The organism is Catellatospora tritici (assembly GCF_019083965.1).
Lineage (GTDB): Bacteria > Actinomycetota > Actinomycetes > Mycobacteriales > Micromonosporaceae > Catellatospora > Catellatospora tritici.
Genome location: NZ_JAHRCY010000004.1, coordinates 213267 through 228642 on the forward strand (window position 1 = coordinate 213267; position 15376 = coordinate 228642).

The 15376-nt window shown below is 72.1% G+C and carries 15 protein-coding genes; 8 read left to right on the plus strand and 7 right to left on the minus strand.

All coding sequences use genetic code 11. The features are described 5' to 3' along the window. Positions 1–88 precede the first annotated feature (88 nt). Positions 89–1300, plus strand: a complete 1212-nt coding sequence (locus KUA19_RS10750; RefSeq protein ID WP_217396039.1) for a sensor histidine kinase — start codon at positions 89–91, stop codon at positions 1298–1300. Further along, on the plus strand, positions 1288–1938 hold the full coding sequence (locus KUA19_RS10755) for a response regulator (protein WP_217396040.1): 651 nt from the start codon (positions 1288–1290) through the stop codon (positions 1936–1938). The genes KUA19_RS10750 and KUA19_RS10755 overlap by 13 nt, the downstream gene beginning before the upstream one ends. 25 nt (positions 1939–1963) lie before the next feature. Here the strand turns inward: KUA19_RS10755 and KUA19_RS10760 are convergent, their stop codons facing one another. Further along, positions 1964–3070, minus strand: coding sequence for a DNA glycosylase AlkZ-like family protein (locus KUA19_RS10760; RefSeq protein WP_217396041.1), 1107 nt, complete (start codon positions 3068–3070; stop codon positions 1964–1966). A 190-nt stretch (positions 3071–3260) separates the two neighbouring features. On the opposite strand from KUA19_RS10760, the gene KUA19_RS10765 reads away from it, so the two are divergent. Beyond that, a complete protein-coding gene (locus KUA19_RS10765) occupies positions 3261–4028 on the plus strand; it encodes a lytic polysaccharide monooxygenase (RefSeq protein ID WP_217396042.1) in 768 nt (255 codons plus the stop codon). A gap of 63 nt (positions 4029–4091) precedes the next feature. Beyond that, a complete protein-coding gene (locus KUA19_RS10770; RefSeq protein ID WP_217396043.1) occupies positions 4092–4676 on the plus strand; it encodes a DUF305 domain-containing protein in 585 nt (194 codons plus the stop codon). A gap of 274 nt (positions 4677–4950) precedes the next feature. On the opposite strand, the gene KUA19_RS10775 is transcribed toward KUA19_RS10770, so the two are convergent. Further along, on the minus strand, positions 4951–7299 hold the full coding sequence (locus KUA19_RS10775; RefSeq protein ID WP_217396044.1) for an MMPL family transporter: 2349 nt from the start codon (positions 7297–7299) through the stop codon (positions 4951–4953). A 226-nt stretch (positions 7300–7525) separates the two neighbouring features. Between KUA19_RS10775 and KUA19_RS10780 the strand changes: the two genes are divergently transcribed. Further along, positions 7526–7975, plus strand: coding sequence for an STAS domain-containing protein (locus tag KUA19_RS10780; RefSeq protein ID WP_217396045.1), 450 nt, complete (start codon positions 7526–7528; stop codon positions 7973–7975). A 22-nt stretch (positions 7976–7997) separates the two neighbouring features. On the opposite strand, the gene KUA19_RS10785 is transcribed toward KUA19_RS10780, so the two are convergent. From KUA19_RS10785 to KUA19_RS10800, 4 genes are all read right to left on the minus strand, one after another. Then, positions 7998–9377, minus strand: a complete 1380-nt coding sequence (locus tag KUA19_RS10785) for a DEAD/DEAH box helicase (RefSeq protein ID WP_308167414.1) — start codon at positions 9375–9377, stop codon at positions 7998–8000. A gap of 201 nt (positions 9378–9578) precedes the next feature. Further along, positions 9579–9782 (minus strand): cold-shock protein, encoded by a 204-nt coding sequence (locus tag KUA19_RS10790; RefSeq protein WP_217396046.1) that lies wholly within the window; start codon positions 9780–9782, stop codon positions 9579–9581. A 270-nt stretch (positions 9783–10052) separates the two neighbouring features. Continuing rightward, on the minus strand, positions 10053–10391 hold the full coding sequence (locus tag KUA19_RS10795) for an RNA polymerase-binding protein RbpA (protein ID WP_217396047.1): 339 nt from the start codon (positions 10389–10391) through the stop codon (positions 10053–10055). A 183-nt stretch (positions 10392–10574) separates the two neighbouring features. Then, positions 10575–12074 carry an FAD-dependent oxidoreductase gene (locus KUA19_RS10800; RefSeq protein ID WP_217396048.1) on the minus strand — a complete coding sequence of 500 codons (1500 nt, stop codon included), beginning with the start codon at positions 12072–12074 and terminating at the stop codon, positions 10575–10577. A 63-nt stretch (positions 12075–12137) separates the two neighbouring features. Here KUA19_RS10800 and KUA19_RS10805 point away from each other — a divergent pair, with 63 nt between their 5' ends. After that, positions 12138–12764, plus strand: a complete 627-nt coding sequence (locus tag KUA19_RS10805; protein WP_217396049.1) for a TetR/AcrR family transcriptional regulator — start codon at positions 12138–12140, stop codon at positions 12762–12764. On the opposite strand, the gene KUA19_RS10810 is transcribed toward KUA19_RS10805, so the two are convergent. Next, positions 12761–13687 carry a LysR family transcriptional regulator gene (locus tag KUA19_RS10810; RefSeq protein ID WP_217396050.1) on the minus strand — a complete coding sequence of 309 codons (927 nt, stop codon included), beginning with the start codon at positions 13685–13687 and terminating at the stop codon, positions 12761–12763. The two genes, KUA19_RS10805 and KUA19_RS10810, sit on opposite strands and share 4 nt — an antisense overlap. A 72-nt stretch (positions 13688–13759) precedes the next feature. On the opposite strand from KUA19_RS10810, the gene dapA reads away from it, so the two are divergent. Then, entirely contained in the window at positions 13760–14668 is a 909-nt protein-coding gene (gene dapA / locus KUA19_RS10815) for a 4-hydroxy-tetrahydrodipicolinate synthase (RefSeq protein WP_217396051.1), read from the plus strand. A 60-nt stretch (positions 14669–14728) separates the two neighbouring features. Then, positions 14729–15325: a GNAT family N-acetyltransferase gene (locus tag KUA19_RS10820; protein ID WP_217396052.1), complete on the plus strand. Its 597-nt coding sequence runs from the start codon at positions 14729–14731 to the stop codon at positions 15323–15325. Positions 15326–15376 lie beyond the last annotated feature (51 nt).

The window sequence follows — 15376 nt, forward strand, 5'->3', positions numbered from 1 at the left end:
CGGGCCTGCGCACACGGGTGCGGCGGCGAGGATCGTCACTACACCCAGCACTACTGTCAGGCAGGTTTTCGCAGGTTAAAGTCGTGCGGTGACCGCCCGCACCGCCCTGTCCGCCGCGACGGCACCCCCGTGGCGGCTGCTGGCGACGGGCTGGCCGTGGCGGTCGGTGGCGTACCTGCTGGCCGGGGCGATCCCGGCGGCGCTGCCGCTCGCGCTGCTGATCGGCATCGACCTGCTGCGCCCGGATCTCACCGCACTGCTTGTGCTGCTACTGCTCGCGCTGCTGGTCGTGATCGGGGCCGGGCCGCTGCTGGTCGCGTTCGAACGCCGCAGCCTTCGGCTGGCCGATCCACGGCCGCTGCCGCCGCGCCCGCCGCTACGGCTGCGCGACGCCGCCGCCTGGCGCGAGATCGGGTACGCCGTGCTCAACGCCTGCGTCACCTGGTGGCTGGACCTGGCCGTGATCGGCCTGTCGCTGTTCCCGCCGTTGCTGCTCATGTCGGCGCCGCTGCAGCCGTCCGGCCCGACCGCCGAACTACAGGCGGGCCCGTGGCTGTCGGCCCTGCTGGCCGTCGCGGGCCTGGTGCTGCTGCCGCTGGCCGCGTACCCGATCACCGCCTGGGCCGGAGTCCGCGCCGCGATCACCCGCACGGTGCTGGCGCCCTCCGACACCGAACTGGTCGAGGTGCTGCGTTCCCGTGAGCGCCTCGTCGACGGGTTCGAGGCGGAGCGCCGCCGCATCGAACGGGACCTGCACGACGGCGCCCAGCAGCGGCTGGTCGCCCTGAGCGTCACCCTCGGCCTGGCCCGGCTGCGCGTGGCGGACGCCGATGCCGTGGCACCGCTGCTCGACGACGCCCGCGAACAGACCGCGCTGGCCCTGACCGAGCTGCGGGAACTGATCCGTGGTGTACACCCGCAGATCCTCAGCGACCGCGGCCTGGCGGCGGCGCTGCGCGACATCGCCGGCCGCTCGCCGGTGCCCGTCGACCTGGAACTGCGGCTGGCCGGGCGCCTGCCCGCGCCGGTCGAGGCCGCGGCCTACTTCGCGGCCAACGAGGCGCTGGCCAACATCGCCCGGCACAGCGGCGCGGCCCGCGGCCGGATGTCGGCGTGGACCCAGGACCGGCTGCTGCTGTTGGAGATCGCCGACGACGGTACGGGTGGCGCCGACCCGGCCCGCGGCACCGGCCTGACCGGTCTGGCCGACCGGATCGCCGCCACCGGCGGACGGCTGCTGCTGGCCAGTCCCGCGGGTGGGCCGACGCTGCTGCGGGTGGAGCTGCCGTGCCAGCGCTGAGGGTGGTGCTCGCCGAGGACTCGGTGCTGCTGCGCGACGGCCTCACCGGGCTGCTGCGGCACTTCGGCCACGAGGTCGTCGCCGCGGTCGGCGACCCCGAGACGCTGATCGACCGCACCCTCGACCTGCGGCCCGACGTCGTCGTCACCGACGTGCGGATGCCCCCGTCGTTCGCCGACGAGGGCCTGCGGGCCGCCCTGACGCTGCGGGCCACCCGACCCGACCTGCCGATCCTGGTGCTCAGCCAGTACGTCGAGCAGACCTACGCCACCGAGCTGATCGACTCCGGGCGCGGGGTGGGCACCGGATACCTGCTCAAGGACCGCGTCGGGGATGTCGCCGAGTTCGTCGACGCGCTGGTCCGGGTGGCGGCCGGGCGCACCGTCATCGACCCGGAGGTGGTCCGGCAACTGCTCGACCGTCGCCGCGATCCGCTGCACCGGCTCACCCCGCGGGAGCGGGAGGTGCTGGGGCTGGTCGCCGAGGGGCGTTCCAACTCCGCCATCGCCCGGCGGCTGGTGGTGACCGAGGCCGCGGTGGCCAAGCACATCGCGGGCATCCTCGCCAAGCTCGACCTGCCGCCCGCTGCCGACGACCACCGTCGCGTCCTGGCCGTCCTGGCGTACCTGGGCGCCTGAACCGCGGCGATCGGCGGAGCGGCGGTCAGCGACTCGGCAGGTCGAGGTTGAGGCCGAGCCACGCGGCCAGGTCGGCGATCTCACGGTCGATCGCGGCCGCCATCGCCTTGGTGAACGCAACGTCCTGGTGGACCGCGTCCACGCGCAGCACCCCGGCCCGCCGGTCGGCGGTGGCGTCGAGCTTTCCGACCAGCTGGTTGCCGTACAGGATGGGCATGGCCCAGTAGCCCCACCGGCGTTTGGCGGCGGGCTTGTACATCTCCAGCTGATAGTCGAACCCGAACAGGTCGGTCATCCGTTTGCGGTCGAACACCAGCCGGTCCAGCGGCGACAGCAGCACCGCCCGGCCGCTGAACGGCTGCCCCAGCTGGAGCGGGTCGACCAGCCACCGGCCGCGCACGCCCTCGACCACCGCCGGTTCGCCGACCTCGACCCCGTCGACCGGCTCAGCAGGCTGCTTCGCGGCGCTGACCCGGGCGATGCCCAGGGAACGCAGCCGCCGCTCGGCCCGGATCCGCGCGGCTTCATCGGCGGCGACGACCCGGTCGTCGGGGTGGATCCGCTCGGCCAGATCCCACAGGCGCTCGCGACCGTCGCGTCCGGCCATGGCGACCTCGCCCTTCGCCTCCAGCAGCTCCAGCATCTTCAGCACGTTGCGGTCGTTGCTCCAGCCGCTCGACGACCAGGGGATCTCGCACGTGTCGGGCAGCTCCCGGGCCGGTAGCGGCCCGTCGGACCGCAGTCGGGAAAGGATGTCCAGGCGGCAGCCCCGGTTGGCCGCGACCCAGTCACGCCGGTAGCGCTGCCAGTCGAGCAGCTCGCCGCGGCCGGGCCAGTCCGCCATGTCGGCGCGGTACAGCGCGAGGTCCTCGGCGGGCCGGATCATGCCCTGCACCTCGAGCAGCGCCTGGTTGCCCAGCGCGGACTCCAGGTGGTCGGGCCGGTAGGACGAACCCAGCCGGCTCCACAGCACCAGATCCGCGCTCGGTGCCACGGCGGCGGTCTGGTCGGCCTGAAGCAGGGTCAACCGGCGGACCACCTCCAGCAGCGACGTCGGCTGCGGCCGGTCCAGCAGCTGGGCGCGTATCGCGATACGTCGCGCCTCGACCCGGGTGAGCTCGTGTGCCGCCACGCCCCGAGGCTAGACGGCACCACTGACACCCCGGTGGGGCCCTCCGCTACCACCTTTACCAGAAGGCAACCTTATTAGTTGGTTAACAATATTTACAGTTGTGCCCGACGCTCCTTATCGTCCCGTCAGCGTGTGTCGACAGACACATCACCCCGACCGACCCGATCCAACATCCGATCAGGAGAAGTCAATGCGCAAACGCATCCTCACACCGGTGCTGTCGACCCTCGCGGTCGTCGCATCGATGCTGGTGGCGACCCCGGCGCACGCCCACGGCTACGTGTCGTCCCCGGCCAGCCGCCAGGCGATGTGCGCCCAGGGCAAGGTCACCGGCTGCGGTGACATCGTCTGGGAGCCGCAGAGCGTCGAGGCACCCAAGGGCTCCTTGCAGTGCAACGGCGGCGGCAGCCGCTTCGCCGAGCTCAACGACAACACCAAGAACTGGCCCGCCACCACGGTGACCGACAACGTCACCTTCAACTGGGTGCTCACCGCCCGCCACCGCACCAGCACCTGGGAGTACTTCGTCGGCAGCACCCGCATCGCGGTCTTCGACGACGGCGGCGCCCAGCCCGGCGCCACCGTCTCGCACAACGTCAACCTCGGCGGGCGCACCGGCCGGTTCACCGTGCTGGCCCGCTGGAACGTCTACGACACCATCAACGCCTTCTACTCCTGCGTAGACGTCCAGGTCGGCACCGGGCCGTCCCCGTCGCCGAGCGCCAGCCCGTCGCCGTCGCCCAGCGCCAGTCCGTCGGCATCGCCGTCGCCCTCGCGGTCGGCCACTCCGTCGCCGTCGACCAGCCCCACCACCGGCGGCACCTGGGCCGCGGGCACCACGTACGCCGTCGGCGCCACCGTCACCTACGGCGGGCTCACCTACCGGTGCCGCCAGGCGCACACCGCCATCGCCGGTTGGGAACCGCCCAACGTACCGGCGCTCTGGCAGCTCGTCTGATCAACCCTCGCCGGGTCCGCGCCGATGCCGGGCGCGGACCCGGCCCCACCGAGGAGCCCGCTCATGAAGTACCCCGCCCTGCTCGTCGCCGTCGTCCTGCTGCTGACCGGCTGCGCCCCCGACGGCGCCCAGCCCGCCCCCGCCACCCCGCCCGGCACGCCGCCACCGGTGGTGTCGGAGACGGGCGGGTTCAACGACACCGACGTGATGTTCGCCCAGATGATGCTGGCCCAGTACCAGCCCGCCGCCGCGCTGCTCGACACCGCGCGCACCCGCGCCGTCAGCGACAAGGTCCGGCAGCTGGCCGCCGCGATCGCCGCCACCCAGGCCGATGAGCAGAAGACGATCGAAGAGTGGCTCGTCGGCTGGGGCAAGGCGAGCGCCCCGGCCGCCGACGCCGGACTCCACGCCGGACACGGTGGTCTGCCCGCCGACCCCGCCGCCGAGCTGAAGGCCCTGCGCGAGGCCTCCGACCGCGAGTACGACAAGGTCCTGCTCAACCTCCTCATCGGCCGCCAGCACCAGGCCGTCGAGTACGCCCGGATGGAACTGTCCTCGGGCACCAACGCCGCCGCGCTCGCCCTGGCGACCCGGGTCGACCAGTCCCGCACCGCCCAGATCTCCATGATGCTCGGCCTGGTCGCCTGAGGCGCTGAAGGTCGTCGTCTCCGTCACCCAGACGGCCCCGACCTGGAACCGACCACGTCGCAGGACTCCTCGGTGGTCGAGCCGTAGCGCGGCCGGTGTGCCGGTCCGGCCTCGCCCGGCCGCTGCCGGAGGTAACTTCGTCTAGGGGCATCACCACCGGCGCACGCAGGCACTTTCGACAACTGAACCGCGACGCTGCCGTGCCGCCCTGGCCGGGCAGTGTCGGCGCCGTGACCGCGCAGGCGGTCACGGCGCCTCGGGCGGGCAGCGACGCCTACGACGTCGCGGAGACCGGCACGTCGGCGTCCGGTTCCTCGGCGGCGGGGGAGCGCGACCCGCGCCGGACGTGGACCATGGTGCGGACCCGCCGCAGGCCGTTCGGGCCGCCGAGCGCGTCCATCACCGACAGCAACGCCGGGGCCAGCACCGAGCGCACCACGAACGCGTCGAGCATGATGCCCACCGCCAGCGCGAACGCCAGTTCTCGGAACGGGCGCAGTGGCACCAGCGCCAGCAGGCCGAAACTGACCGCGAGGGTGAACGCGGCGGTGCGGATGGCACGAGCAGACTGCGGCAGCGTGATCGCCAGCGCGTCACGCAGCGGTCGTCGGCGGGCCTCGTTCCACGCCGGGCCGATGCCGAAGATGTTGTAGTCCGAGCCCAGCGCGGCCAGCAGCACCGCGGCGGCGAACGGAACGTAGAAGGTCAGCCCGTCGGCGCCCAGGTGGTCCTGGAACAGCCACGTGGTCGCGCCGAGGGCGGCGCCGATCGCCAGCACGCTGCACGCCAGCAGCGCCACCGGCACCGCGAACGCCCGCAGGTAGAGCATGAGGAACAGCAGGTTCGCCGCCAGCGCCGCCAGGGCGATCCGGCCCAGGTCGCTGACGGTCTGGTCGACGATCACCTTGGCGATCGCGGTGTCGCCGCCGACGCTGGTCTGTACGTCGGCGAGCCCGGCCGAGCGCAGGAGGCCGGGCAACTGCTCCTCCAACCGTGTCAGCGTGCCCACGGCGGTGGCGCCGAGTGGTTCGTCGGACAGGATCAGCAGGTAGCGGGCGGCCGCCTGGTCGGACGACCGGAACAGGTGCAGATCCTCGGGCACCGCGCCGTCGCCCGGTCCGACGATCGCCGCGACCCCGGGGACCTTACGCAGCGACTCCTGCAGTTTGGCGAGCTGTTCCTCATGGGACGCCACACCGGCGCCTTCCAGCAGCAACTCGGTGGGGGACAGGATGCCCTTGGCGAAGCCCGACTCGGCCTCGGTCGCCGCCCTGCGCGCGGGGTGGTCGGTGGGCAGCGCCTCGATGAACGACACACCCAGCGACATGTGGCGTACCGGCAGCGCGGCGGTGACCAGCCCGGCGGCGCATAGCAGCAGCACCGGAAAGGCGAACCACGGCCGGGTGAGCAGGCGCGCCCACCGGCCGCTCGGCGGCGCGGGGTCGGCGTCGGCCGGGTCCGCGGCAGCGTCGCGGCGAGGCGCCCACAGCGCGGCCGGACCCATGATGGCCAGGAGCGCGGGCACCAGCGTGACCGCCACGATCATGCCGATGAGCACGGCTACGCCCATCCCGGGACCGAACGCGCGGAACGCGGCCGATCCGGCGACGACCAGGGCGCCGGTGCCCGCGGCGGCAGTCGCGCCGGCGGTCGCGATGATCGGGGTGAAGCGTGCCGTGGCGTGGCGGGCCGCGTCGAGCCGATCGGCGCCGGCGGCCAGCCGCGTCCGCACCGCCGACAGATAGAACACGACGTAGTCGGTCACCACGCCCAGCAGCAGCGCCACCAGCAGCGGCTGTGTCTCCTGCGGCACCGGCACGCCGAGCCGCTGCGCGAGCGCGCCGCCGACGTGCAGGGTGAGCACGATCGCCACGCCCGCGACGCCAAGGGCCAGCAGCGGCGCCACCACCGATCGGAACGCGAACGCCACGATCACGAACACCGCCAGGACGGTGACCGCCTCCAACCACGGCAGATGTGAAAGGACGATGTTGCCCTGCTCGACCCGGGCGGGCACCGACCCGGTGACACCGACGACGGCGTCGTCACCGTCGTAGTGCGCGGCGGCGAACTTCTGCGCCGCGGCCAGCTGATCGGCGAAGGTGACGTCGGGGGCGGTGAACAGGTAGGTGATGATCGTGGTGTTGCTCTCCCGGGAGCCGGGCAGCAGGCCGAGAGTGTTGGACACCGGTACCGCGGCCAGGATCGGCTTGGCGTCCGGGTACTCGCCCTGGCTGACCGCCCTAGCCCGGGTCACCGCCTCGGTCTGCACCGACGCGGGCAGCCCGCGCGGATCGCGCTGGACGAGGGCCACCCGGCTCAGCAGCGGAACGCCGAACTTGTCGTAGGAGCGGACCTCGCTGCGGATCGCCGGGTTGTCGACCGACACCAGCTGGCCGAGGTCGCTGCCCCCGTTGCCGAGCGCGGGCAGGTACACCACCGCGGCGGCGGTCGCGGCCAGCCACAGCGCCACGATCAGCCAGCGCAGCCAGACCACGACCCGCGCGTAGGCGCCGAGCAGCGCACTGGGCCGCCAGCGGCTGACCGGCCGCACCGCGGCGTCGTCGGTTGAGCCTTCGTCCCCGGACGGGACCTGTGTGTCTGGTGCCTCGGCCCGCGTCACGCCGCTACCTCCCTGAGGTGTCCGTACAGAAAACGCGCGCCGCCAGGCCGAACGGCCTTCGGCGCCACGCCTTCCGGAGATGCCCGCCAGGTGCGGCTTGAAACGGGGGCGGCGCCGACCGTGTCGGGCGACGCGATATTGCGCAGAAGTTGGGCCGGCGAGGTTTGAGCATGCTGGTGAACCGGGCATCCTCAAGCCCGACCCGCCGCCCTCCGCGGGAGTCCGAATGAGCCAGCCGCTGCAGTTGCGCCTGTACACCTCACCCGTCGGCATGTATCTGACCGTGCGCGGGCGCCTCGGCAGCACGACTGCCGACCAGCTCGGAAACGTGGTCGGCACGGCTCTGGACCGGCTGGACACCGGCCGCCTGTCCATAGACCTGTCGCATACGGAGGCCATCGACCTCGCCGCGATCAGAGCGTTGACCGGCTACCGGACCGTGGCGCTGCGCCGCGGAATCGCCCTCACGGTCGTCAACGCCCCCAGGCCGGTGCGAGCCGCGTTGCACGCCTGCCGCGCCGACGACCTGCTGGTGCCGCCGGGCACCGATACGCCGGAACCGGCCGACAGTGGTGGCACCACTGTCGGCCGGTTCCATGTGCTGCGCCCGGCGGGCGGGGGCCGCCCCGCGCCGGGGGCCACCACCCCGGCAGGAGGTCGGCGTCACCGCAGGTGAGCCGACCTCCGTTCGTCGGGTGTCAGCGGGAGAAGCGTCCGCGACCGCGGCCGCGGCGCGACGATCGGGCCGCCGGTGCCGACTCCCGCTCGGCGGAAACGGGCGCGGCCAGCACGGCCGGGGTGCCCGACGGCGTACGCGCTCCGGTGATGCGGGAGAGCTCGGCGTCGTGCGGCCGAACGGTGGTGACCCGTGCGGCGACCCCGGCGGCGGCAAGCAGGCGAGCGGTCTCCCGCTGCTCGTCTGCCGTCACGAGCGTGACCACGGTGCCGCTGCGCCCGGCGCGGGCGGTCCGGCCGCCGCGGTGCAGGTAGTCCTTGGAATCGGTCGGCGGGTCGATGTTGACGACCAGGTCGAGATCGTCGATGTGGATGCCGCGGGCGGCCAGGTCCGTGGCGATCAGCGCGTTGACCGTGCCCGACTTGAACTGGTCGAGGATGCGGGTGCGCTGGGGTTGGGACTTCCCGCCGTGCAGCGCGGCCGCGGTGACGCCGCTGGCCAGCAGCCGCCGTGCGACCCGGTCCGCCCGGTGCTTGGTCTTCACGAACATGATCACTCGGCCGTCGCGGGCGGCGATGTGCGCCGTCGCGGTGTCCTTGTCGGCCGCAGTGACATGCAGCAGGTGGTGCTCCATGGTGGTGACCGCGCCGGCCGGCGGGTCCACCGAGTGCCGGGCCGGGTTGGTCAGGAAGCGCCGGACCAACCGGTCGACCTCACCGTCGAGCGTGGCCGAGAACAGCATCCGCTGACCGCCCGGTGCGGTAGCGGCCAGCAGCGAGCTGACCTGCGGCAGGAAGCCCATGTCGGCCATCTGGTCGGCTTCGTCGAGCACGGTGACGGCCACCTCGTCGAGCTTGCAGTCGCCGCGCTCGAGCAGGTCGATGAGGCGGCCCGGGGTGGCGATCACGATCTCGGTGCCCGCGCGCAGCTGGTCGCTCTGGCGGCCCAGGGACAGTCCACCCACGACGGTGACGGTGCGCAGCGCCAGCGCCTTGGCGTACGGGGCCAGCGCGGTGGCGACCTGGGCCGCCAGTTCACGGGTGGGGACCAGCACCAGGGCCAGCGGCTGGCGGGCACGGGCACGGCGGCCGGCCAGGCGGGTCAGGATCGGCAGCCCGAAGGCGAGAGTCTTGCCCGAGCCGGTACGAGCCCGGCCGAGCACATCGCGTCCCGCGACCGCGTCGGCGATGGTGCGTGCCTGGATCGGCGAGGGCACGCTGATGCCATGCGAGTTGAGCAGGCTGATGAGCGAGGGGTGCACCGGCAGCTCGCTGAAACTGGTCGCGTCGGGACGGACCGGAGCGGCGGGCGGCGGTGCGGTGGTGTTGGCGGTGGTGGTGTTGGTCGCCTTGACGGCGACCACGCCGGAGTTGCGACCCGGACGGCGCCTGCGACGGCGCACGGGCGGGGGTGTTGCGATGCTGGTCAAAGTGGAGCCTTTCGCTGTCGGCACGCCGCGCGAAGGCTCTCGACCCGCGGTGTGCGGGGAGAGTCGACAGGGTAACGGACCGATGTGGATGAGGTGCCGAACTGGCTCCCGACATGAAGCCAGGAACCAGTCGGCTGGGGGTGTTCCGTGCCGCGCCGGGCGCGGCAGGGAAGATCAGGCGAGGCGTACGACGTCAGCCTGCGGACCCTTCGGGCCCTGCACGATCTCGAACTCGACGCGCTCGTTCTCGCGCAGCTCGCGGTAACCGTCGAGCTGGATCACGGAGTGGTGCACGAAGACGTCGGCGGTGCCGCCGTCGACGGTGATGAAGCCGAAGCCCTTGTCGGCATTGAACCACTTCACGGTACCGGTAGCCATTGATGTTCTCCTTCTACGGATGGGCCGCGCTCGCTGCGAGGCCCCGTGGGCCGTCTCGAGCAGCGGTGAAACCAGCGGCGATCCGAAAGGAGAACCGGTCCCGGACGATGGCCCAGGATGGTGGAAGCAACCACGAACAAGAAACTGTCTCTCCACCATACACGCGCACCGTCATCGCGGCGGGCCGCCGGGCCATAAACCGGTGTGTCGTGCCCGACCCGGACGAACGGGAATACTTGCGTCGTGACCGGCTCCGCCCGTGAGGCCAGGTCAGCGGCCGCGCTTGGCGCGTGCCACCGCCAGCCGTTCGGCCAGGAGCACTTCCAGATCCTCGATCGAGCGCCGCTCCAGCAGCATGTCCCACGGCGTACGCCGCCCGGTGCCGTCCAGCGCGACCGGCTCAGGACCTCCGACCAGCCGCGCCACACTACCGTCGAACTTGCAGTCCCAGGCCGAGGGCACGTCGATGTCGACAGCAAAGTGCAGCTCGAACAGGTGCCCGTTGGCGCAACGGAACTCGCGGGTCTGCCGCGCGGCCGCCTCCATACCGCGGGTGTACCCGTGGCCGAGCGATCCGGATCGCCTTCTGTGCAGCGTACGATCGGCCATGGTGGGCTCCCCAAGGTTGAATCGGTGTCGATGTCGGTGACGCGACGACGCGAAAAACCGCGAGTTCCACGTGAGCCCTGGGTGCCGTCCAGCGTTCAAGCTTCGGCGTGCCGTCTCGGCCAGCCTACCCGGGAAGGCGCCGAACAGCCCCCACAGCTTCCGGACAGCGCGGGGCCGGTCCGCCTACAGCGAGCGCAGGTACCCGGCGACCGCCTGTGGCTGTGCGGCGTCGGCGACCAGCCCGACGTACCCGTCCGGGCGGACGAGGACCAGGGCGCCGGTGCCGTACGCGCGTGCGGCGTGTCCGTCGGCGTCGAGCAGGCCGCCCGGCCCGACGAGGTATGACGTGACGAGGGCGGTTTCGGCGCAGTTGGGCGCCGCGCCGCCGCGCTCACCCAGGCCGAGCAGGGTGAAGTGCGGTCCGCGGAACAGGTCGAACAGGCGGACGGGCGAGCCGGTCACCGGGTCCCGCAGCGTCGCGTCGGGTGCCCGGTCGCCCGGTCGGACACCGGCGGCCGGGCTCGCGGCCCGGACGGAGAGGCGGCTCCAGGGGTACCCGAGCGTGAGCTGGCTGAGTTCGGGGGCCGCCACGGCGTCGACGCCGCCGCCCGTGTGCTTGATCGCGTCGAGGACCGCGTCGAGCCGCTCCGACGTGATGTCGAGCAGCCAACTGGCGATCGGCAGCCGTTCCTCCTCGTATGTGTCGAGCAGGCTCGGGGTGGCGTGTCCGGCCAGCACGAGGCCCAGTTTCCAGCCGAGGTTGTAGGCGTCCTGGACGCCGGTGTTCATGCCGAGGCCACCCGCGATCGGGTGCACGTGCGCGGCGTCCCCGGCGAGGAACACGCGGCCCACCCGCAGTTGGTCGACCATGCGGACGTTGACCCGGTAGCTCGAGCGCCATGTCAGGTCGCGCAACCGGACACCGGGGACGGCGGCGACCCGGTCGAAGGTCTGCTGGAAGCGTGCCAGCGTCGGCTCCAGCGGCGCCCCGTCCTGGTCGACCTCATGCGACGCCTGCACCTGGAAGGCGTCGGTGCCGGGCAGCGGACACAGCATGATCGCGCCGTCGCCGGTGAACCACTGGTGCCAGGCGTCGCGACCGAGCCCGTCGACCTCGACGTCACCCACGGCCATGAGCTGGACGTCCGGGGTGTGACCGCGCAGACTCAGCCCTAGCGCCTTGCGCACGGTGCTGCGGCCCCCGTCGCAGCCGACCAGGTATCGCGCCTGGATCCGGCTCTGGCCGACCGTGGCGGTCACTCCGTCGGCGTGCTGGTCGAAGCCGCGCAGTTCGGCGTCCAGCTCGACGGCGACGCCGAAGTCTGCCAGCCGCTCGCGCAGGAGCTGCTCCACCCGCCACTGCGGGATCATCAGCCCGGTCGGGTACGGCCGGTCCGGCGTGGGCACCACCCCGGCTTCCGGGTCGACCTCGGCGACGACCTCCGCACCCCGGTACTTGCGGTGCCGCAGGTGAGTCGCCCCGGCGGCCAGCATGGGTTCGATCACCCCGAGGTCGTCGAACACCTCCAGGCTGCGCGGGCTGAGCCCCTTGCCGCGGGAACCGCGCGGGAATTCGGGCGCCCGATCGATGATGCGCACCGCCACGCCGCGCCGGGCGAGATCGCACGCGAGCGTCAAGCCGGTCGGACCGGCACCGACCACGAGGACATCTGTCTGTGTCATACCTCCATGAAAACGTTACCGAGTTAAAAAAGCAACTCGGTAACTAATGTTACGCTGGCGCCCGTGATCGAGCCGACAGGGCTGCGTGCCCGCAAGAAGGCGCGCACCCACGACACCATCGCCGACACGGCGATTTCGCTGTTCCTGGCGCACGGCTTCGACGCCGTCTCGGTCGCCGACATCGCCGCGGCGGCCGAGGTGTCCAAACCGACCCTCTTCCGTTACTTCGCCACGAAGGAAGACCTGGTCCTGCACCGCTTCGCCGACCACGGCGGCGAAGCGGCCCGCGTCGTGCGAGACCGTGGGCCCGACGTCACCCCGCTGACCGCACTGCACCAGCACTTCCGGGCCGGACTCGACCGGTATGACCCCGTCACCGGCCTCAACGACCATCCCGAGGTGCTGGCGTTTCATCGGCTGGTGTTCACCACCCCGAGCCTCGCGGGACGCGTCACCCAGTACCTGCTCGACGACGAGAAGGCGCTGGCGGACGTTCTCGGCTCCGGCATCACCGCCCGGCTGCAAGCGGCACAGGTGCTGGCGGTGCAGCGGGTGCTGGCCCAGACGAACTGGCAGAAGCTCGCCGACGGGCGTACGGCCCGCGACGTCCACCCCGAGGCCGTGGCCGACGCCGACCAGGCGTTCGCCCAGCTCCGGTCGGGCACCGACGGCACCGCCGACCCCGCCTAGACTCCGACTTCGGACACGCCCGTACGGCTGCTCGCCAAGCCCAGTTCCGTGAGTATGGCGCGGATCGCCGGGCTGGCGTCGGCGCTGCGCCGCCATGCCGCGTACACCTCGCGCTTCGGTTGTCGCCGCAGCGGTCGCGAGACCAGCCCTTCACCCAGCGGCGGGCGGGCCAGGCGCGGGATCAGGGCAAGGACGTCGCCCGAGGCGACCAGCGACAGTTGGGTGGCGAAGTCGTCCACCAGATGACGTACGTCGGGTTCGTCGGGCACGTCGGCGAACAGCCGCCGGAACCACTGGTGGCACACCGACCCGGGCGGGCTGGTGACCCACGCGCAACCGGCCAGATCGGTCGCGGCGAGTGGCCCGTCGTGCCGGGCGAGCGGATGCGTATGCCGCATGACCACGTCGCCGACGTCCATGTGTACCCGACGCTGAGTCAGCGACGGCGGCAGCGGAGCGGGCAGCCCGTCGGCGTCGTGGACGAGGGCGAGGTCGGCGGTCCCGGAGTCGATGCTGCGCAGGGCCTGGTCAGGGTCCTGCTCGGTGACGTGTACCCGCAGCTCGGGGCAGCTCGCCGACAGTTGCGGCAGGGCGGGTGCGAGCAGGCCGCGGATCGCGGTCGAGAAGGCCACCACGCGCAGCGTCCCGCGCGGCGCACCGGCCGAGACCGACTGTGCCGCCTCGGCACATCGCTCCAGGGCCTGGAACACTTCCGGCGCCGAGTCGACCAGGGCCTGCCCGGCCGGGGTGAGCACGACCCCGCGCCCCGCTGCCGCGAGCACGGGCACGCCGAGCTGACGTTCCAGCCTCTTGAGCTGCTGCGACACCGCCGAAGCGGTGAACCCGAGCTCGTCGGCGGCCCGTGCCAACGTTCCGAGCGAGGACACCGCTCGCAGCGCCCGGAGCGCCCCGACATCAATCATGAAGCCAGGCTACGCAATACCGCGAAGAAAGCATCGCTGGACCGCTGGTATCGAGGCCGGGAGGATCGACCCATGACTGACCCACGGACCTCCGCCGACCTGCTCTTCGGCACCAACCTCGTCGCCATGGTGACCCCGATGCGACCCGACGGCGCGATCAGCGAACCGGGGCTCGCCAGCCTCGTCGACCACCTGCTGGCCACCGGATGCGACGGCCTGGTCGTCGGGGGCACCACCGGCGAGTCGCCGACACTGACCGACGCCGAGGCCGCCCGGCTCGTCGGTGCCGTGGCGGCCCAGGCGAAGGGTCGGGCGCGGGTGATCGCCGGTGTCGGCACCTACGACACGGCCGCCAGCGTTCACCGCGCACGCGAGGCTGAGGCGGCTGGGGCGGACGCGTTACTGCTGGTCTGCCCCTACTATTCCAAGCCGACTCAGGCGGGGGTGGTGGCCCACTGTGTGGCGGTGGCCGACGCCACCGAGCTGCCGGTGATGCTCTACGACATCCCTGCCCGTTCCGGGATCGCCATGGAGGCGTCCACGCTGGTCGAACTCGCCGACCATCCACGCATCCGCGCGGTCAAGGACGCCAAGGGCGACCTGTTCGAAGCGATGTCGGTGATGGCCCGCACGTCGCTGGCCTACTACTGCGGCATCGACGAGCTCAACCTGCCCTACCTCGCCTGCGGTGCCACCGGCGTGGTCAGCGTCGTGGGCAACGTCGTCGCCGACCGCACCGCCGAACTCATTCGAGCGGTGCGCGCCGGTGACCTGGACTCGGCCCGGTCGATCCAAGGCTCGCTGATCCCGTTGACGGAGGCGATCATGCGTACCTCGCAAGGGGCGATCATGGCCAAGGCCGCCCTGACGGAACTCGGCGTCATCCCGCACGCGACGGTGCGCCTTCCGCTGCTCGAATCGCCGCCGCCTCACCTGCGGCGGCTGACCGATGCCCTGGCAACCGTGGCCGTGCCCGCCTGACCAACGTCGACCGCATGCCCGAACTTGACGTAGGTGATCATCTTCGGGGGAGGATGTGGCGTGAGGCAACCACTTTCGACGCCGCCCGCCATCCCGGCCGGAGCCCTCGCCGCCAACCCGCAACCGGTGCTCGCCGCCCCGGGCGACCTGCTCCTGCGGCCCTGGGAGACATCCGACGCCCCGGTCTTCTTCGCCGCCTACCAGGACCCGCAGATCCAGCACTGGCACACTCGGCAACCCGCGTCCGAAGACCAGGTCCGGGCATGGTTCGAACAGTATCGGCAGGCCTGGGCGCAGGAGACCGGTGCGTGTTGGGCGGTGACCCGCGGCGGTGGTGAGGTGTTGGGGCGCATGGCCATGGGCTCGTTGAACCTCGACGACGGTGTCGCCGGGTGCGGGTACTGGGTGCTTCCGGCCGCCCGAGGCACGGGTGTGGCCTCCCGCGCGCTGACGGCCTTGAGCGGATGGGCGCTGCGGGAGGCCGGTTTCCACCGGCTGCATCTGGATCACTCGACCCGAAACGAGGCCTCCTGCCGGGTGGCGGTCAAGGCTGGTTTCCTCCTGGAGGGCACCAAGCGCAGCGACGCGATCCACTCCGACGGTCGGCACGACATGCACCTGCACGCTCGCATCCGAGGCGACGAGCAGCCCGGCTGAGGCCCGTCCCGTCGGGGACCCGCTGGAACGGGTTCCCCGACGGGATCGGCG

Excerpts from the sequence above, each read along its gene's own strand:
- KUA19_RS10765 (WP_217396042.1), top strand. The coding sequence starts at position 3,261 with ATGCGCAAACGCATCCTCACACCGGTGCTGTCGACCCTCGCGGTCGTC.
- KUA19_RS10770 (WP_217396043.1), top strand. The coding sequence starts at position 4,092 with ATGAAGTACCCCGCCCTGCTCGTCGCCGTCGTCCTGCTGCTGACCGGC.
- KUA19_RS10780 (WP_217396045.1), top strand. The coding sequence starts at position 7,526 with ATGAGCCAGCCGCTGCAGTTGCGCCTGTACACCTCACCCGTCGGCATG.
- KUA19_RS10790 (WP_217396046.1), bottom strand. The coding sequence starts at position 9,782 with ATGGCTACCGGTACCGTGAAGTGGTTCAATGCCGACAAGGGCTTCGGC.
- KUA19_RS10795 (WP_217396047.1), bottom strand. The coding sequence starts at position 10,391 with ATGGCCGATCGTACGCTGCACAGAAGGCGATCCGGATCGCTCGGCCAC.
- KUA19_RS10800 (WP_217396048.1), bottom strand. The coding sequence starts at position 12,074 with ATGACACAGACAGATGTCCTCGTGGTCGGTGCCGGTCCGACCGGCTTG.
- KUA19_RS10810 (WP_217396050.1), bottom strand. The coding sequence starts at position 13,687 with ATGATTGATGTCGGGGCGCTCCGGGCGCTGCGAGCGGTGTCCTCGCTC.
- dapA (WP_217396051.1), top strand. The coding sequence starts at position 13,760 with ATGACTGACCCACGGACCTCCGCCGACCTGCTCTTCGGCACCAACCTC.